The sequence below is a fragment of the Arthrobacter oryzae genome, from assembly GCF_031454875.1.
Lineage (GTDB): Bacteria > Actinomycetota > Actinomycetes > Actinomycetales > Micrococcaceae > Arthrobacter > Arthrobacter oryzae_D.
This window is the reverse complement of record NZ_JAVDRQ010000008.1, coordinates 20,057-38,543: the sequence shown is the minus strand read 5'-3', so window position 1 is coordinate 38,543 and position 18,487 is coordinate 20,057. Positions and strand designations below refer to the sequence as shown.

At 66.4% G+C, this 18,487-nt stretch carries 14 protein-coding genes; 7 read left to right on the top strand and 7 right to left on the bottom strand.

The window, feature by feature from the left end; translation table 11 throughout:
* Window positions 1-51: 51 nt before the first annotated feature.
* On the bottom strand, window positions 52-1,464 hold the full coding sequence (locus J2805_RS15185) for an MFS transporter (protein ID WP_309977647.1): 1,413 nt from the start codon (window positions 1,462-1,464) through the stop codon (window positions 52-54).
* A 268-nt stretch (window positions 1,465-1,732) separates the two neighbouring features.
* Here J2805_RS15185 and J2805_RS15180 point away from each other — a divergent pair, with 268 nt between their 5' ends.
* From J2805_RS15180 to J2805_RS15170, 3 genes are read left to right on the top strand one after another with little or no spacing between them, the layout of a single operon-like run.
* Window positions 1,733-3,208: an MFS transporter gene (locus J2805_RS15180; protein ID WP_309977645.1), complete on the top strand. Its 1,476-nt coding sequence runs from the start codon at window positions 1,733-1,735 to the stop codon at window positions 3,206-3,208.
* A gap of 1 nt (window position 3,209) precedes the next feature.
* The gene (locus J2805_RS15175) at window positions 3,210-5,480 is read left to right on the top strand and encodes a molybdopterin oxidoreductase family protein (RefSeq protein WP_309977643.1); all 2,271 of its coding nucleotides are present in this window, start codon (window positions 3,210-3,212) and stop codon (window positions 5,478-5,480) included.
* A complete protein-coding gene (locus J2805_RS15170; RefSeq protein ID WP_309977641.1) occupies window positions 5,477-7,066 on the top strand; it encodes an FAD-dependent oxidoreductase in 1,590 nt (529 codons plus the stop codon). The genes J2805_RS15175 and J2805_RS15170 overlap by 4 nt, the downstream gene beginning before the upstream one ends.
* A 21-nt stretch (window positions 7,067-7,087) precedes the next feature.
* Here J2805_RS15170 and J2805_RS15165 read toward each other — a convergent pair whose 3' ends face one another.
* The 3 genes from J2805_RS15165 to pnuC are packed head-to-tail and all read right to left on the bottom strand — an operon-like array spanning window position 7,088 to window position 9,601.
* Entirely contained in the window at window positions 7,088-7,828 is a 741-nt protein-coding gene (locus J2805_RS15165; protein ID WP_309977639.1) for an NUDIX hydrolase, read from the bottom strand.
* Window positions 7,825-8,934 (bottom strand): AAA family ATPase, encoded by a 1,110-nt coding sequence (locus tag J2805_RS15160; protein WP_309977637.1) that lies wholly within the window; start codon window positions 8,932-8,934, stop codon window positions 7,825-7,827. The genes J2805_RS15165 and J2805_RS15160 overlap by 4 nt, the downstream gene beginning before the upstream one ends.
* Window position 8,935: 1 nt before the next feature.
* Entirely contained in the window at window positions 8,936-9,601 is a 666-nt protein-coding gene (gene pnuC / locus J2805_RS15155) for a nicotinamide riboside transporter PnuC (protein ID WP_309977635.1), read from the bottom strand.
* Window positions 9,602-9,766: 165 nt separating this feature from the next.
* Here pnuC and J2805_RS15150 point away from each other — a divergent pair, with 165 nt between their 5' ends.
* Window positions 9,767-10,408, top strand: coding sequence for a hypothetical protein (locus J2805_RS15150; protein WP_309977633.1), 642 nt, complete (start codon window positions 9,767-9,769; stop codon window positions 10,406-10,408).
* 19 nt (window positions 10,409-10,427) lie between these two features.
* Here J2805_RS15150 and J2805_RS15145 read toward each other — a convergent pair whose 3' ends face one another.
* Window positions 10,428-11,843 (bottom strand): NAD(P)H-quinone dehydrogenase, encoded by a 1,416-nt coding sequence (locus J2805_RS15145; protein ID WP_309977632.1) that lies wholly within the window; start codon window positions 11,841-11,843, stop codon window positions 10,428-10,430.
* Between the two features lie 95 nt (window positions 11,844-11,938).
* Between J2805_RS15145 and J2805_RS15140 the strand changes: the two genes are divergently transcribed.
* The gene (locus J2805_RS15140; protein ID WP_309977630.1) at window positions 11,939-12,757 is read left to right on the top strand and encodes a purine-nucleoside phosphorylase; all 819 of its coding nucleotides are present in this window, start codon (window positions 11,939-11,941) and stop codon (window positions 12,755-12,757) included.
* Window positions 12,758-12,826: 69 nt separating this feature from the next.
* Here J2805_RS15140 and J2805_RS15135 read toward each other — a convergent pair whose 3' ends face one another.
* Window positions 12,827-13,312, bottom strand: coding sequence for an RrF2 family transcriptional regulator (locus J2805_RS15135; RefSeq protein ID WP_309977628.1), 486 nt, complete (start codon window positions 13,310-13,312; stop codon window positions 12,827-12,829).
* A gap of 97 nt (window positions 13,313-13,409) precedes the next feature.
* Here J2805_RS15135 and J2805_RS15130 point away from each other — a divergent pair, with 97 nt between their 5' ends.
* Entirely contained in the window at window positions 13,410-15,152 is a 1,743-nt protein-coding gene (locus J2805_RS15130; RefSeq protein ID WP_309977626.1) for a phospho-sugar mutase, read from the top strand.
* Window positions 15,153-15,194: 42 nt separating this feature from the next.
* Here J2805_RS15130 and nirD read toward each other — a convergent pair whose 3' ends face one another.
* Window positions 15,195-15,560, bottom strand: coding sequence for a nitrite reductase small subunit NirD (gene nirD, locus J2805_RS15125; RefSeq protein WP_309977624.1), 366 nt, complete (start codon window positions 15,558-15,560; stop codon window positions 15,195-15,197).
* Window positions 15,561-15,854: 294 nt separating this feature from the next.
* Between nirD and nirB the strand changes: the two genes are divergently transcribed.
* Window positions 15,855-18,485, top strand: a complete 2,631-nt coding sequence (gene nirB, locus J2805_RS15120) for a nitrite reductase large subunit NirB (protein WP_309977622.1) — start codon at window positions 15,855-15,857, stop codon at window positions 18,483-18,485.
* The last annotated feature ends 2 nt before the right edge of the window (window positions 18,486-18,487 follow it).

The window sequence follows — 18,487 nt, the reverse complement described above, 5'->3', positions numbered from 1 at the left end:
CGGCAGCTCCGTGAAGGAGTGCCGGGCATTTGTTGTGAAAAGCGAAGAGGGTCAGGCTACGTTGTTCTCGTAGTCCAGGTCCCTGGTTTCCTTGCTCAGGAAGAGCGCCACCAGGGTCAGGACCGCCATGGCGGTCAGGTAGATGCCGACCAGCACGGGGCTGCCGTCAGCCTGTTCCCAAAGCGCGACGGCGATGAACGGCGCCACAGCCGCACCCAGGATGCTGGACACGTTGTAGCTGACGGCGGAGCCGGTGTACCGGACATTGGTGGGGAACAGTTCCGGCAGCAACGCGCCCATCGGCCCGAACGTGAGGCCCATCAGGGAGAAGCCGATGATGAGCAGTGACATGGTGCCAATGAAGCCGCCGCCAAACAGCGGGACAAAGAGCAGCCCGAAGACGAAGATTCCGCCGGTCACAGCAAGCAGCATCTTGCGGCGCCCGTACTTCTCGGCCAGCGGACCGGAGACCAGGGTAAAGATGCCGAAGAACACGACGCCGGCGATCAGCATCCAGAGGAAGTCGTTGCGGGTGTAGCCCAGGCCGGGCACGAACGCCGCCGCGGCAGCCTCGGTCATCGGCTTGCCGGCCTTCTCGGCAGCTGCCTTGGCTGCGTCCAAGGTGGCGGGACGGGTGCCATAGGTCAGCGTGAACGTGGTCATCAGGTAGAAGAGCACGTAGGTGGCGAGCATGATGAACGTGCCCAGGATGAGCGGCCGCCAGCTGGTCTTGAAGACCCGGGCAAGCGGCAGCTTGGCAACCTCGTTGGATTCGAGCACCTTGGTAAAGGCCGGCGTTTCAATGAGCTTCAGCCGAACGTAGAGGCCGATGATGACCATGACGGCGCTGAGCAGGAACGGTACGCGCCAGCCCCAGGCTTCGAAGTCGGCCGGGGAAAGGACATAGCTGGCCACCAGGAAGATCACGTTGGCAATGATGAAGCCGATGGGCGCGCCGAGCTGCGGGAACGTCCCATAGATCGCCCGCTTGTTGGCCGGGGCGTTCTCCGTGGCCAGGAGGGCTGCGCCGCTCCATTCGCCGCCGAGCGCCAGGCCCTGGGCGAAGCGCATGACCACAAGGAGGGCAGGAGCCCAGAAGCCCCAGCCCGGGACCAGCGCCGTAGGAAGGCAGCCGATCAGGAAGGTGGCGATGCCCATTGTCAGCAGCGAGGCCACCAGGGTTCCCTTGCGGCCGAACTTGTCGCCGAAGTGGCCGAAAACGATGGATCCCAGCGGACGGGCGATAAACGCAACGCCAAACACTGCGAAGGAGCTCAGCAGCTGGGTGGTTTCATTCTGGCCGGGGAAGAACAGCCTGGGGAACACCAGTACGGCGGCCGTGGCGTAGACGTAGAAGTCGTAGAACTCCACGGTGGTGCCGATCAGGCTGGCGACAATCACGCGCCCGCGCGAGTTAACCTGCTTGGCTGACCCCGGCTGCGGTGAGGTGGCAGTGGATGACATGTAGTAGCACTTTCGTGAGAACCGGGCGTTCACCCCCAATTGGCTGCCCGGCTAAGGGATACATAGGTCTCAATAATAGTTCCGGTGGTCCATCGACTGGACTAAGCGTCCATCATGCGGACTTTTGAAATTGTCTCACTAACTGCGCCTCACGCCGTCACAAAGGTCACGATAGGCAAACTTCACAGCACGTTAACAAACGGCGACGCTTCACGAAACGCGCCGTCTCTACCTTGGAAGGACAACAAACCCCCAAAGGAGGTACACCGTGACTGTTGACCGCAACGCAGATGCCGGAGCCGGCAATTCCCCCGAGACTGGCTCCGAGCCGTGGCACGGAAGTGTTGCCACTTCATCCAGCGCACAGCCCGGAACTACCCGCACCGCTGACGCCCCCGCCCTTGAAGTCCGCCCCGGCCGCTGGATCGCCAACTGGGATGCAGAGAACAAGGAGCAGTGGGAATCCCAGGGCCGTACCATCGCCCGGCGCAACCTGAACTGGTCCATTTTCGCCGAATTCCTCGGCTTTGTCGTCTGGCAGCTGTGGTCCATTGTGGTGGTCCAGCTTCCCGCGGCAGGCTTCACGTTTTCCACCTCGGAAATCTTCTGGCTGATCTCCATGCCCAGCCTGGTGGGTGCCACGCTCCGCATCCCCTACACTTTCATGATCCCGAAGTTCGGCGGCCGCAACTGGACCATCGTTTCGGCACTGCTGCTCCTGATCCCCTCCATCGGACTGGCAATGTGCGTCTCCAACCCGGAGACACCGTTCGGCATCATGCTGCTGGTGGCAGCACTTGCCGGATTCGGCGGCGGAAACTTTGCCAGCTCCATGGCCAACATCACGTTCTTCTACCCCGCCCGCGAAAAGGGCTGGGCCCTGGGCCTGAACGCCGCCGGTGGCAACATGGGTGCCGCCGTGGCCCAGCTCGCAGTCCCCGTCGCCATCACGCTCCTGGCCGCAGGCACGGTCAACCTGCCCGTCGCCGGCCTCATGTGGGTCCCGCTGATCCTGCTCGCCGCCTTCGGTGCTTACAAGTACATGGACAACCTCACCAGCGCCAAGGGTGACGTGGCAGGCTCGATCGCAGCACTCAAGGAACCGCACCTGTGGATCATGGCGCTGCTGTACATCGGCACCTTCGGGTCATTCATCGGCTTCGCCGGCGTATTTCCCAAGCTCATCAAGGACTACTTCCCCGCCTTCTCCTCCATCGGAGTGGGCACGGCGGCCCTGTCCCTGGCCTTCCTTGGCCCGCTGGTCGGCTCGCTGGCCCGTCCCTACGGCGGACGCATGGCGGACCGGATGGGCGGCGCCCGCATGACCGTTTCCGCTTTCGCCTCCATGGCAATCATTACGCTCACCATGATCTGGACCCTGCCGCTGAAGAACTTCTGGCTCTTCCTGGTCCTGTTCCTGATGCTCTTCACCGCCAGCGGCTTCGGAAACGGTGCCACGTACAGGATGATCCCGGTCATCTTCGCCACCAACAGCCGGGCAGCCCGCAAGGGGGCCAGCTCAGTGCAAACCCAGAGGCTCGCGTCCTCGGCCCTCGGCCTGATCTCGGCCATCGGCGCCTACGGCGGATTCGTTATCCCGCAGGTTCTGAACGCCTCCAACACGGCCAGCGGTTCCTACACCCCCGCTTTCTACGGCTTCGTCGGGGCATACGTCCTGATGCTGGTGGTCTGCTGGGCCTGCTACATCCGCAACGCCAACCGAAATGCGATGGGACACGTCTAACATGACCAAAAGCGCCGATACGCACTGCCCCTACTGCGCCTTGCAGTGCGCCATGACGCTGAAGTCTCCAGCGGCTCTGACCCCGGCTGTCCAGCCGGGGTCAGACCCCGTGCCGGCTCCACCCGCTCCGAACCTGCCCGCCGCAGCTGTTGCTGCCGACGGCACGGCAGCTGCGCCCGTCCTGGAAGTTTCCGGGCGTGACTTCCCCACCAACCGCGGCGGCCTGTGCCGTAAGGGCTGGACGTCGGCCTCGCTGCTGAGCCACCCCGGACGCGTCACCGAGCCCATGCTGAAGGGCTCCGACGGCGTCCACCGTCCCGTCAGCTGGGATGACGCCCTGAAGCTCATCACTGCCGCGGTCAAGGACACCCGTGCCCGTTACGGCGCGGATGCCGTCGGCGTCTTCGGCGGCGGCGGCCTGACCAACGAGAAGGCCTACCAGCTGGGCAAGTTCGCCCGCCTGGCACTGGGCACCTCCCGGATCGACTACAACGGCCGGTTCTGCATGTCCTCCGCAGCCGCCGCCGGCATGCGGGCCTTCGGCGTTGACCGCGGCCTCCCGTTCCCGCTGGAAGACCTCGACGGCGCCAGCACCATCCTGATGCTCGGCTCCAACGTCGCCGAGACCATGCCGCCCTTCGTGCAGCACCTCCAGGGAGCGCGCGACGCCGGCGGGCTGATTGTGGTGGATCCCCGCCGTTCCGCCACGGCTGCGTTCACGTCCGACGGCGGCGGCCTCCACCTGCAGCCCCTGCCGGGCACCGACCTCACCCTCCTCCTGGGCCTGTCGCACGTGGTCATCCACGAAGGCCTGGCGGACACCGAATTCATCCAGGCGCGCACCAGCGGCTTCGAAGCCCTGACCCGCAGCGTCAACGCTTTCTGGCCCGAACGCGTCCAGTCCCTCACCGGTGTGCCCGCCGACCTGATCCGCGAGACCGCCCGCCGGCTTGCCCAGGGCGCCACCAAGGGCGGCAGCTACATCCTGACCGGGCGCGGTGTGGAGCAGCACGTGGACGGAACGGACACTGCCACCGCCGCCATCAACCTGAGTCTCCTGCTCGGCCTGCCGGGTTCCGCCCGCAGCGGCTACGGTACGCTCACCGGCCAGGGCAACGGCCAGGGCGGCCGCGAGCATGGCCAGAAGGCCGATCAGCTCCCCGGCTACCGCAAGATCACCGATCCCGCCGCCCGCGCGCACATGGCAAAGGTGTGGGGCGTGCCGGAATCCCTGATTCCCGGCCCCGGCCTCCCCGCGGTCCAGCTCCTGAAGTCCCTGGGACAGCCCGACGGCGTCCGCTGCCTCTTTGTGCACGCCTCCAACATCGCGGTGGCCTCCCCCGATGCCAACGCCGTCATTGCGGGACTCCGCAGGCTGGACTTCCTGGTTGTCTGCGATTTCTTCGTGTCCGAGACGGCCGCCGAAGCCGACCTCATCCTGCCCGTGCTCCAGTGGGCTGAAGAGGAAGGCACGCTGACCAACCTCGAGGGACGTGTCCTGCGCCGCCGCCGCGCACTGCAGCCGCCTGCAGGCGCCCGCAGCGAACTCTGGATCATGGCGCGGCTCGCCGAGGCGCTCGAAGCACCGTCCACCTACAGCGAGGATCCCGAGACGGTCTTCGAGGAACTGCGCCTGGCGTCCGCCGGCGGCCTCGCCGACTACTCCGGTATCGACTACGCCATGCTGGACCGCGGCGAAGCGGCCTACTGGCCGTACCCCGCGGGCAGTACCGGCACGCCGCGGCTCTTCCTCGAGGGCTTCGCCCACGCCGACGGCAAGGCGGTGATGACGCCGGTGGCGCCGCGCCGCCGTCGTGCTCCTGCTGCGCCCCCCGGCCGGGACATAGCAGGCAGGGATAGCGCAGCCCAGGACGCGAAGGCGATGACTCTCATCACCGGCCGCCTCCTGGAGCACTACCAGTCCGGGTCCCAGACCCGCCGCGTGTCCGAGCTGCTGGCTTCCCAGCCGGAGGCGAAGATGCAGATCCATCCCGCGGCCGCGGCGTCCATGGGCATCGCCGACGGTTCGTTCGTCTCAGTGGCCAACGAGCGCGGCGAGGTGGTCTGCCGGGCCGAACTCAGCACGGCGATCCGGCCCGAGACAGTCTTCCTGCCATTCCATTTCCCGGAACTCGAGAGCGCCAACCGCCTGACGGAGGCTGCCACCGACCCCATTTCCGGAATGCCCGAGTTCAAATTCAACAAGGTGTGGGTCCGGGTGGCCGCAAACGGACTACAGCACAGCGTTCTTCAGACATCGGAGGCCTCATGAGTGAGCAGATTGTAATTGTTGGCTTTGGCCCGGTCGCCGCGCGGCTGATCGATGAGCTGCTGCCCGCAGTGCGCAGCGGACTCGCCCGCCTGACAGTGATTGGCGAGGAAGCCGACGCCGCGTACAACCGCGTGCTGGTGGCCGACCTCGGCGTGGGGCGCACCACTGCCGGGGCGCTGGCGCTGTCCGACGCCGCCGCGCTGATCGCCGACGGAGTGGACGTCCGCCTCGGCGTCCGCGTCCGCCGCGTGGACCGCGCCCGCCAGCAGGTGGTCCTCACCGACGGCACCACACCGCATTATGACCGGCTGGTCTTCGCCACCGGTTCCCGTCCCGTGATCCCCAACCTGACCGGCCTCAACCCGGACCCGGCCCACCCCGTGCTGCCCGCCGGTGTGACCGCTTTGCGTGACCTGCGCGATGCCGAAGTTCTTCGCCAGGCCGTCGCCGGCGGCAAGCGCGTGGTGGTGCTGGGCGGCGGCGTCCTTGGACTCGAGACGGCCCTGGCCGCTGCCGAGGAAGGCGCTACCGTGACGGTGGTCCACAACGGGCCGCATCCGCTGGGCCGGAACATCGACCGGGGCGGCGGCGCGGTGCTCGCCGCCAGCATGCGCAACTGCGGTGTCCGTATGGCCGGCAACGCCCGCTCCACGGGAGTCGAACACAACGCTCCCGACGGCGCTTTCTCCGCCTTGCTGCTCGATGACGGATCGGCGATCGACGGCGACCTGCTGGTGCTGTCCTGCGGCGTCCGTCCGCGTGTGGAGCTTGCTGAGGGCTGCGGGCTTTCGACAGCCACAGGCATCCTGGTGGACCACAAGTTGCGGGCCCACCACGAGCCGCACATCTTCGCGATCGGCGACTGCGCCGAAGTCCGCTGCCCCGACCCGTCCTGCAGCGACTGCCGCGCCGCACGCGGCCCCTCCGGCCTGGTGGGCCCCGGGTGGCGCCAGGCGGAGTGGCTGGCGGAATACCTGACGCTCCTGGCGGAGGGAACCGGCGAAGGGTCCGCTGACGGCGGTGCGGTGGACGCGGCCGAGTCCCTGCCTGAGCTGCCTACCGAGAAGCCGGGCGTCATTGTCCTCAAGGCCCGCGGCATGAACATGGCCGTGGCCGGCGACAACGCCGCTGAACCGTGGGATGAAGAAGTGCTCACCGCCGGAGCGGTCAACGGCCGGCCGCGGCTCCAGATTGCCCAGTGGGCTGATCCGGAGCACGGCCGCTACGTCAAAATGACCACGCGGGGCGGCGTGCTGGAAGGCCTCGTGGCCGTGGGCATGCCGCGTACGGCTGCGGAGCTCGTCTCCTTGTTCGAACGCGGCGACGAACTGCCTGCCGACAGGTCACTGCTGCTGCGCCTGGACGGACCGGACCAACTGGCTGCCTCGGGCAACACCGACCCCGCGCGCACTGTGTGCCGCTGCGCCGGCGTCACCGGCACCAAGATCCAGGACGCCGTTGTTGACGGCTGCTCCACGGTGGCCGAGGTTTCCGGAGCCACCCGCGCCGGCACCGGCTGCGGCGGCTGCCACTCCGACATCAAGGACATCATCGAAAAACACTTCCAGGCGGCAGCAGCCGCCTGACGTGATGTAACGGCCCGCCGCTCAGCCGGCCGCCGGCCTGGCCATCGGCGGGTGGATGTGCCGTTCCGTTGCCGTGAAAAGCGCGGCAGGCGCCCCTGCGGCGGCTTTGGACTTCCGTCCGGTGTCATGCACGTGGGGCAGCATCTTGCGGGTGAAATTTCCTGCCGGCAGGCGCGTGTTCCAGGTGGCCTCATAGACGGTGCGAAGCTGGGTCATGGTGAACTCCTCCGGGACGAGCCGGGCGGCCACGGTGGTGTACTCCATCTTCCCCGAAAGCCGTTCCACTCCATCGCGGAGGATGGAGGCATGGTCAAATGCCATTGGGCTTTCCAATACCGCGTGGACGGGGTGCCACCCGGCAGCCTCGGCATCGGACCCTGCCGACAACGCCGGCAGGTCCTGGCCGTCCGTCGCCAGGAGGACCAGGTGTGCCACCGACACTACCCTCATGCGCGGGTCGCGGTCCGGATCGCTGTAGGTAGCCAGCTGCTCGACGTGCACAGGTAACCGGCCCAGGTCCAGGCCTGTTTCCTCTTCCAGCTCACGGAAGGCTGCCCGCTCCGCCGACTCCCGGGGACCAACGAAGCCGCCGGGCAGGGCGAGGCCGCCCATGAAGGGGTGGACACCACGGCGGACCAGGGCCGAGTGCAGCACTCCCCCCGCCACCGCGAGAACCACCAGGTCCACCGTGAGGGCAACGGACGGGTAATCCTCCGGCGTGTAGGCGTTGAGGAACTGCTGCTCGCCGTTCGGGGTACTCAAACCGGTGCTCCTTCCAGGACGGTGCGGGTGGCCCACGGCGGCGAGGCGAAGCCGTGCCGCCGGGCCAGGATCGCATCAATGACTTCAACCGCGGTGCGCATCCGCCGATCCGGATCGCCCGTGAGCAGGATCCACGAGTGTCCGTCCTCTGTGAGGGTCTCCTTGAACCATTCGGTCATTTCGGCCCGGCGGTGTTCGCCCTCCCGCCACCCGTCGTCCTCAAAATCAACGCCCTCATGATCGGTGACCAGGTAAAGGTCGCGACGGGGCAGGCGGGCGGCGGCATCGAACGAGCCATAGCTGCGTTCGCCCAGATAGAACCGTTCCCAGAGCGTGGTGGCCAGGGCGTCGGTATCGGCAATGACCAACGGACAGGAGTCGGCCGCGGCGTTCTCCATCCCGTTCTGCCGGGCACCGATGAGCCCGAAATCGGCTGCGGTCCAGACCATCTCCTCCAGTTTGGCATCCGGTTGGTCGGCGCGCAGGGCATCGAACTTCTCGTAGGTATACTGCCTGCCGAATTCGGGTACCTCGGCGATGTGCGGGAAACGCGGCCGGTAGTAGTCCGTGAGCGCCCGCGCCAGCGTTGTTGTGCCGGTTGATTCGGCCCCGACGACGATGATGCGGGTGCACATCTGAAGCCGGGCAGGGGCGATGATGCTGGACCAGGCGGCGTTCAGGTCGTCACGGCACAACGTTCCGCTGACCGGGTAGGCGTTCCGCGCCGGGTCCACCAGGACGTGATCCGCATCGAAGGCGGCGGCCAGGCGGGACCCGTAGTCCTCGGAGCTGAAGACCGCGTCAATGGCGGCTACGCCGTGGGTCTTCAGGGCAAGGCGCATCAGCTCGCCCTGGGCTTTCCAGATCTCGTCGGACCCGTAGTCCTCCGGGCAATCGTTGCGCATGCCGATGACCTGTACCCCGGCGTGGCCGGAGAATTCTTCCTCGAGCCACTGCGTGCGCTCCTTGACGTCCACGGATTCGAACCGGCTGCCGAGGACCAGGACCGAAACCCGCTCCGCCCGCGCAGCTGCCGTCGCGATGAGGTGGGCGTGTCCGGCATGGGGCGGGTAGAACTTTCCGATGACCATGGCGTTCTTGTACATGTCAGGCTCCTGCGGTGACGGTTGCCGGGGAGGATTCGGGCGCTTCGGCTGTGCGCGTTCGCTTCCAGTCGATGAGCCCGTAGATGCAAAGGAACAGGAATCCAACGTACAGGATGGCGGTCAGCGTCAGGCCGCGGCTGAAGTACAGCGGAATGGAGACAACATCGATGAGGATCCATACGTACCAGTGTTGGAAAATCTTCCTGGCCTGCCCGTAGGTTGCCGCCAGGGATGCAGTCAGGACGAAGGCGTCCGGCCAGGGCACCTGGGAGTCGGTGCCGTGTGTGAGGACCATGGCGACGACGGCCGTGCCTACGGCAGTAGTGCCGAGGCCGAGGAGGGTCTCTTTCCGCGTGGCGTCCCGGATGGGAAGGTCGTTCTTTTCCGCAGTCCCGGCGTTACCGCGGAGCCAGTTGTACCAGCCGTAAAAAGCAACGGCCGCGAAAATCAGCTGGAGAACTGTTTCACCGTAGAGGCCTGCCCCCAGGAACAGGATGATGAAGCAAACGTTGTTCAGGATACCAATGGGCCAGTTCCAGAGTTTCTGCCGGGCGACCCCGTAGACGCAGGCTGCGCCGGTCACGAAGCCGATGACTTCGACCCAGCTGACGGGCGCATCAAAGAGTGTAAAGGCTGCCGAATTCATCCAGGCGATCAGGTCGTTCATGTCGCTCCCCTTTATTATCAAGTTGATAATAAAGAAGATAGCACCATTTTTATCACTCTGACAATAAGTGTGGGTTGTTTCCGCGGGACTTTGGCCCCTTGCCCGGCCAGACGGGCCGGGGTGTCATGGAAATTACGGTCCGTGGAATCCGGAGGAGGGGCCGCAATGTTTGCTGTCACCATATTCCTGGCCGCGGCCGCCCTCATCCTGGCTGCCGGGGTGATGGGCATCGTTTCCTTGCGGCAGCCGGACCGCTTCCTCCGGGCCCGCGCCCTCGTCTGGACCGCAGCGGCGATCATGGCGGCCTTCACCGTCCTCGCCGGGATGTTCATCAGCGGCTATGCCCTGGCTGATCCCGGCGGCACGGAAGGCCTCATGCTGATTGTGTCCTGGGCCCTGCCGATGGCCGCACTCGCCGCGCTTGCGTGGCTTCGTCCCGCCTGGGCCGCCCCTGCGCTGACTGTACTAACGGCTTTGCTCATCTCGGCGGGCATCTGGTTCGCCGTCGATTCACCGTCGTGGCGTGCGTTTGAGAACGCCAATGGGCCGGTCCGGGCCGTGGCCGTCCTGGCCCTCGCCTTCCCGGCAGCCGTCCTGGGCCTGAAACGGACCCCCGCAGCGGGCTGGCTACTGCTGGCCCTCGGCGTGGGACCTATCGCGTTCTCGGCGCTGGGGAGCCTCGCCGGAGTGGTGGCCCTCTCCGCCATCAGCGTGGTTCCACTGATCACGGGACTGCTGTACCTCGTGGCCGCCAGGGTGGCCCATGGCGCGGTGCCGACCGAAAACATGCCGACGGCGGCGGCCTGACGTGACGGGCGGCCTGACGTTACATATGCACGTGCAGGCGCCTGGCCGCCTCGGAGATGGAGCCGCTGAGTGACGGGTACACCGTAAAGGTGCTGGCGACGTCGTCGACATGAAGCTTTTGGGTGACGGCGATGGAGATCGCGAAAATCAGCTCGGACGCGTTGGGACCCACCACAACGCCGCCGATCACGGTACCGGAACCCTTGCGGGCGAAGATCTTGACGAACCCGTCCCGGTGGTTGCGCATCTTGGCACGGGCGTTGCTGCGCAGCGACAGCTTGACCACGTCGCCCTGGTATTTGCCCGAATCAATCTCCGCTTCGGACACGCCCACGGAGGCGATCTCCGGCGAGGTGAAGATGTTGGAGGCCACCTGGTGCAGCTTGATCGGCGTGACAGCGTCGCCCAGGAAGTGGGCCACGGCGATGCGGCCCTGCATGGCCGCCACCGATGCGAGGGCAAGCACTCCGGTGCAGTCGCCGGCGGCGTAGATGTTGGGAGCGCTGGTGCGGGAGACGCCGTCCACCTTGATGTGGCCGCTTTCGGTGACCGCGACGCCGGCTTCTTCCAGGCCGATGCCGGCAGTGTTGGGGATGGAGCCCACGCAGACCAGGCAGTGGCTGCCGGTCACCTTGGAGCCGTCACCCAAGGTGACAACGACGCCGTCGTCCGTCCGCTCCACCGTTTCGGCACGCGAGCGCGAGAGTACTTTGACGCCTCGGCGTTCGAAGACGCCTTCCAGCACCTCGGCGGCGTCGGTGTCCGAGCCCGGCAGCACGCGGTCACGGCTGGAAATCAGGGTGACCTTGGAGCCCAGGCCGTTGTAGGCGGAGGCAAATTCCGCGCCGGTAACGCCCGAGCCCACCACAATGAGCTCTTCGGGAAGCTCGTCCATGTTGTAGATCTGGGCCCAGTTCAGGATCCGGTCGCCATCCGGCCGCGCGGTGGGAAGTTCGCGGGGATGGGCGCCCACTGCGAGCAGGATGGTGTCCGCTTCCACCGTCTCTGTGCCGTCAACGGTGAGGACTTCGATGGTGTGGTTGTCCAGCAGCCTGCCGGAGCCGATCAGGATGCGCACGCCCTGCTGCTCCAGTCCGCCCTGGATGTCTTCGGATTGCTTCCGCGCCAGGCCGAGCAGGCGGTCGTTGATGTGCTTCAGGTCCGCGCGCATCACCGGGGCGAAGTCGCCGCCGTCGACGTCGAACTTCACTCCCAGCTCCCCCGCCTCACCGACGCGGGTCATCAGGTCCGCCGTCGCGATCAGGGTCTTGGAAGGTACGACGTCGGTCAGCACCGCGGAGCCGCCGAGGCCCGCCCGTTCGATGACGGTGACTTGCGCCCCCAGGGAGGCGGCCACCATGGCGGCTTCATAGCCACCGGGCCCTCCGCCAAGAATTGCGATGCGAGGGGAGCTGAAATCCGGATGCGTAGTCACAAAGAACCATTCTCTACCCATCCGCCGCCGCACACCAATAAAAGGGAGCTGCGCCACTGCTGGGCAGGGCACCGCAGGCGCGATAGCTTGTACCAGTGAGTAATACAGAATTCCTGAACACGGACCCTTTTGACGCCGCCCGCGCAGCAGCCGATTACATCGCCCAGGAGACAGGCGTGGACAGCCACGACGTCGCGCTGGTGCTCGGCTCGGGCTGGGGCGACGCCGCGGACCTGATCGGCGAAACCACCGCCACCCTGTCCGCTGACGAGGTCCCCGGCTTCTCCGCACCGGCGGTGGAAGGCCACGTCGGCACCATCCGCTCCGTCCTGACCAAGGAGGGCAAGCGCGCGCTGGTGCTTGGCGCCCGGACGCACTACTACGAGGGCAAAGGTGTCCGCGCCGTAGTGCACGGGGTCCGCACGGCCGCGGCTGCGGGTTGTAAGACCCTGGTGGTCACGAACGGCTGCGGCGGGCTCAACGAAAGCTGGACCCCGGGCACTCCCGTGCTCATCAAAGATCACATCAACCTCACCGCCACGTCTCCGCTGGAGGGCGCAACGTTCGTTGACCTGACAGATCTGTACTCCGCCAGGATCCGGGGACTGGCCCGTGAAGTCGACCCCTCCCTCGACGAGGGTGTCTACGCGCAGTTCACCGGACCGCACTACGAGACGCCGGCGGAAGTGCAGTACGCCAAACGGATCGGAGCCGACCTGGTAGGCATGTCCACCGCGCTCGAGGCCATCGCCGCACGCCACGCAGGTATGGAGGTCTTCGGCATCTCACTGGTGACCAACCTCGCGGCCGGCATCAGCCCTGTGCCGTTGAGCCATGAGGAAGTGCTGGAGGCCGGGCAGTCCGCCGGTCCGCGGATCTCCAAGCTGCTCGCGGAAATCATCGCCAAGCTCTGACGGCAGGTTCAGTCGCTGCGTTGCCCGCCGGATAGGCCCGGGACCTGGCACGCCCAGGACCGGGCAAGCCTAGGTTCTGGCGGGCATCAGCCGGCGGAGCGTGTCTTTGCGGGATGCGGGAAACTTGCGCTCAACGGAGGCGGCAATGCCGGCGATCGTCTGGCGGGACAGCGTCTGCCGCCAGGCAAGCTCGGCCTGGCGCATGGTCTGCGACACCAGGCAGCTGCGGAGGTAGTCCTCGGCCGGATCCGCGCCCGGTGCGTTCGCAAGGATGGACTCGCAGCGAAAGGCCGGGTCCTGCCCCTCAATGGCCAGGACAACGTCCAGCACGGTGATCTTTTCCGCAGGCTGCGCCAACTGGAAGCCGCCACGGGGTCCGGACACGGAAGACAGGATGCCGGCCCGGACCAGTGCCTGCAGTTGCTTGTTCAGGTAGGCCGCCGGCAGTTGGTACAGCTCCGCCAGCCGGGCGCTGTTCACGGCTTCTCCGGCGGGCGCCCAGGACATGTTGACGCAGCAGTGCAGCGCCCACTCGACCCCCTGGCCCATCTTCATTTTTCAGACATTACATATCCAGAAAATTTTCTGTCAAGGATTCTCTCCGGTGCTTGTCGGGCAGCGGATACCGGCAGTAAGGCGATAGCTTGTTCCTATGACGTCTTCCGATGCCGAATTTCCGCAGCTCCTGAGCGACGCCCGCGACTGGGCCGCCCAGGACCCGGATCCCGCCACTGCCGCCGCTCTGACAGAACTCATCCAGCGCTCCCAGGACGGGGTTCCCTCTGCCCGCCAGGAGCTCGAGGACAGCTTCAGCGGCACGCTGCAGTTCGGCACCGCCGGCCTCCGTGCGGAACTCGGCCCCGGGCCCAACCGGATGAACCGCGTTGTGGTGCGGCGCGCAGCCGCCGGTTTCGCCGCCTTCCTGACCGCCGCTGTCGCGGAGGCGTCGCCGGGCACCAAGCCCCGCGCCGTCGTCGGCTTTGACGCCCGCTACAACTCCGATATCTTCGCCGAGGAGACAGCCGCAATCCTTACGGCAGCGGGGATCGAAACCTTCCTGATGCCGCAGGCGCTCCCGACGCCGCTGATCGCCTACGCCGTCCGGGCGCTGGAGTGCGACGGCGGCGTGATGGTGACGGCCAGCCACAACCCGCCGCAGGACAACGGCTACAAGGTGTACCTCGGCCGGCACGCAGTAGAGGAAAGCGGGCGGGGTGCGCAGATCGTGGCACCCTACGACGCCCGGATCGCCGCCGAAATCGACCGGGTCGGTGGGCTGGAAACCATCGGCCTTGCGGCTGCGGGCTGGACCGTCCTGGAGCCGTCCATCACCGCCGGTTACCAAGCCGCGGTGGCCGCCCTTGCGCTTCCCGCTCAGTTCCCGGCCCGCGACCTGAAGATTGTCCTGACCCCCATGCACGGTGTGGGCGGCGACACCGCGGTTGCCGTGCTGAACGCTGCAGGCTTTGCCGACGTCACCCTGGTCTCCGAACAGGCCCTCCCGGACCCGGACTTCCCCACGGTGAATTTCCCCAACCCGGAGGAGCCCGGCGCACTGGACCTGGCACTGGAAACAGCCGCCGGCGTCGGCGCCGACATTGTGCTCGCCAACGACCCCGACGCCGACCGCGCCGCCGTTGCGGCCAAGGATCCGGACACGGGTGCCTGGCGGATGCTGCGCGGCGACGAAGTGGGCGCCTTGCTGGGTGCACACATCGTCGCCCGGCTTGCCGCCGGCGGCGACAGCCCCGCCCGGGGTGTTTTCGCGAACTCGATTGTTTCCTCGCGCCTGCTGGCACGGATCGCCGCCGCGGCCGGGTACTCCCATGAGGAGACGCTGACCGGATTCAAATGGATTTCCCGCGTTCCCGGCCTGCTCTACGGCTACGAGGAAGCGCTGGGATACTGTGTGGCCCCGGAACTGGTCCGGGACAAGGACGGTATTTCCGCCGCCGTGCTCATCGCGGAACTGGCGGCCGCGGCCAAGGCGGACGGCAAGACGATTTTCGATACGCTCGACGAGCTGTACCTGGTACACGGGCTGCACGCCAGCGACCAGCTCAGCATCCGTGTTGCGGACCTGGGCCTGCTGGACGCAATGATGAACCGGCTCCGCGTCAGCCCACCGGAATCCTTCGGCGGCTCGGCCGTCGAAACATCCCGGGACCTGGCCGAAGGCAGTGAAAACCTGCCGCCGACGGACGGCCTGCTCTACCTCACGAAGGACCTCAGCAGGGTGATCATCCGCCCGAGCGGCACCGAACCGAAGCTCAAGTGCTACCTCGAAGTCATCCGGAGCGTGGGCTCGGCGGCGGAGCTGCCCGAGGCGCGGCAGGCGGCCCGGGCAGCGCTCGACGGCGTGCTGGGAGACGTGCGGGAGGCACTGGGGCTTTAGCCCGGGGGCTTTCCTGGGCTTCCCCCTCTGGGGGGCTTTAGCCTAGAGCTCAACCTCGACGAACCCGTCAACCACCCGGGTGCGGAACGTGGGGAGGCGGAGTTCTGCGGTGCCAAAGCACTCACCGGTTTCCAGGTCGTAGACCTCCTTGTGCAGCGGCGAGGCAATGGTCGGGCGGGCTCCGCGCGAGCCGACGATGCCGCGGGCCATCACGTGGGCACCGGTGGCCGGATCCTCCTGAGCGACGGCGAACACCTCGGCGGGGCCGGTGCGGAACAACGCGACCTGGCGGCCCGCGATCAGTGCAGCCTCGCCCCATGCCAGTTCCAGTTCCTCCACGGCACAGACGCGGTTCCAGCCCGTCGCAAATCCGGTGGTCTGGTCATCAAGTTCAAGTATTGCGGTCATTTCCGGCCCCTCTCGCATTGCCTGCGGCCCGGCGCTCTTTAGAACGGCTGCCGGGCCCGGACCGCCGACGCGGCCACATATCCAAGCTAGGGCGGCGGTGTTTCAGCAGCGTGCAGTGAATGTGTCCGGGACGTAAAAGGCAACTCACCTGTCCGGAAATCCATTCGTGATGCAGAAGTTAAGTTCACGAAACATAAGGGAAACTGAAGCGAAACTGCGGATACCTAGTCTGGATGTACACCTCGTCAGAGAAGGTCGCAGAGAACCGTCTGCGGCCCATGCGAAAGGCCCACAGTGACCGAACAGACTTCAAGCACAGAGACTCCGCGCCGCATCGTCGTCGCCGGCGGCGGCCCAGCGGCCCACCGTTTTGCGGACGCAATGCACGCCCGTGGCCTCGAAGGCTGGCATGTCACGGTCCTCACTGAGGAAGCCCACCTCCCCTACGACCGCGTGGCGCTCTCCAAGGCCCTCACCGAAATGGACTACGACCTCACCCTCGGCGAGGCGAGCATGTGGGACCACGAGGCCATGTCGCTGAAGACCGGCGAGCGTGTCGTCAAAATCAACCACGAAGCCAAGTCCGTGGAGACCGCGGCCGGCAACGTCTTCGAATACGACGAACTCGTGGTGGCCACCGGTTCGAATGCGGCCCGCCTGCCGATTCCCGGCGCCGAGCACACGCACGTCTACCGCACGCTCGAGGACGTCTGGGCAATCAACAAGGCCATTGCCGAACTCACCGAGAAGCTCGGCCGCAAGGTCAACGCAGTCACCATCGGCGGTGGCCTCCTGGGCCTCGAATCTGCAGCAGGCACTGAGCAGTTGGGCGCCAACCCGATCGTCATCGACGGTTCGCAGTGGCTGATGGCCACACAGCTGGATGAGGGAGCGGGCCAGGCAATGGGCCGGCTCATCAAGGGGAAGGGCTTCGAAGTCCACGGCGGAGTCTTCCCCTCGGAAGTGCTGTCCGACGACGACGGACAGGTCACCGGTGTCCTCATGGCTGACGGCCGCGTCATCGACGCGGACCTGGTGATCGTCGCGATCGGCGTCCGTCCGCGCGACGAACTCTTCCGTGCAGCCGAAGGCGAAGAGCAGATCTTCTCGCTGGGCCAGCGCGGCGGTGTAGTCATCAACGACTACTGCGCCACCGAGATCGACGGAATCTGGGCCATCGGTGAAGTGGCCAACTTCGGCGGGATGTGCCTGGGCCTGGTTGCCCCGGCCAACACCATGGCGGAGATCGTCGCTGACCGCCTCCACGGCGGACAGGCCACCTTCCCCGGCTTCGACACCGCCACGAAGCTCAAGCTCTCCGGTGTGGACGTCGCCAGCTTCGGTGACGCGTTCGCCAAGACCGAACACGCCCTTGAAATCGTCTACGCCGACCCGGCCCGCGGCGTCTACCAGAAGATCGTTACCACCGACGATGCCAAGACCCTCCTGGGCGGTATCTTCGTAGGCGACGCAACCCCCTACACCAGCTTGCGCCCGCTCCTTGGCCGCGAACTCAGCGCCGAGCCCGGCGCGTACCTCTCGGCAGCCGGCGGCGGCGACGCCCCGGACACCGAACTTCCGGACGACGCCATCCTGTGCTCCTGCAACAACGTCTCCGCCGGAACCATCCGCGACACCGTCAACGGCTGCGGCGCCTGCGACGGCAACGCTCCGGTCCAGGAACTCGGCGAGCTGAAGGGCTGCACCCGCGCCGGAACCAGCTGTGGTTCCTGTGTCCCCATGCTCAAGAAGCTCCTGGAAACCGAGCTCACCAAGTCCGGCGTCGAAGTTTCCAAGGCACTGTGCGAGCACATCGAGCTCTCCCGCCAGGAACTCTTCGAGACCATCCGCGTCCTGGAACTGACGTCCTTCGAGGAGGTCATGGCCAAGTACGGCACCGGCGCCGGCTGCGACATCTGCAAGCCGACCATCGCCAACATCCTGGCCAGCCAGAACAGCGCCTACGTCCTGGACGCCGGCCGCGGCACCCTGCAGGACACCAACGACCGCGCCCTCGCCAACATGCAGAAGGACGGCACCTACTCGGTGGTCCCCCGCATCGCCGGCGGTGAAATCACCCCGAAGAAGCTCGGCGTCATCGCCGCCGTGGCCGAGAAGTACAACCTGTACACCAAGATCACCGGCGGCCAGCGCATCGACATGTTCGGCGCGCGCCTCGAGGAGCTTCCGGAAATCTGGAAGGAACTGGTGGACGCCGGCTTCGAATCCGGCCAGGCCTACGGCAAGAGCCTGCGCACGGTGAAGTCCTGTGTCGGTTCCACCTGGTGCCGCTTCGGCGTCCAGGACTCGGTGGCCATGGCCATCCAGCTCGAGCTCCGGTACCGCGGCCTTCGCAGCCCGCACAAGCTCAAGATGGGCGTCTCCGGCTGTGCCCGCGAATGCGCCGAAGCCCGCGGCAAGGATGTTGGCGTGATCGCCACCGCCGACGGCTGGAACCTCTACGTGGGCGGCAACGGCGGTGCCACCCCGGCGCACGCCCAGCTCCTGGCCAAGGACCTCGACGACGAGACGCTGATCAAGTACATCGACCGCTACTTCATGTACTACATCCGCACCGCTGACCGCCTGCAGCGCACGGCGCGCTGGCAGGAAGAGCTCGACGGCGGCATCAAGCACGTTGAGGACGTGGTGGTGAAGGACACCCTGGGCATCGCCGAGGACCTTGAGGCTGCCATGGCCAAGCACGTCGATACCTACGTCGACGAGTGGGCCGACACTCTGAAGGACCCCGAGCGCCTGCGCCGGTTCCGCTCCTTCGTCAACGCTCCCGACCAGAAGGACGACTCCATCACCTTTGTTTCGGACGAGCGTGGCCAGATGCGCCCCGCAACCCCGGAGGAAAAGGGCAAGGTCCTGATCGGCGCTTCCATCCCCATGAGGCCCCGCGACGAGAACGAGGTATAGGC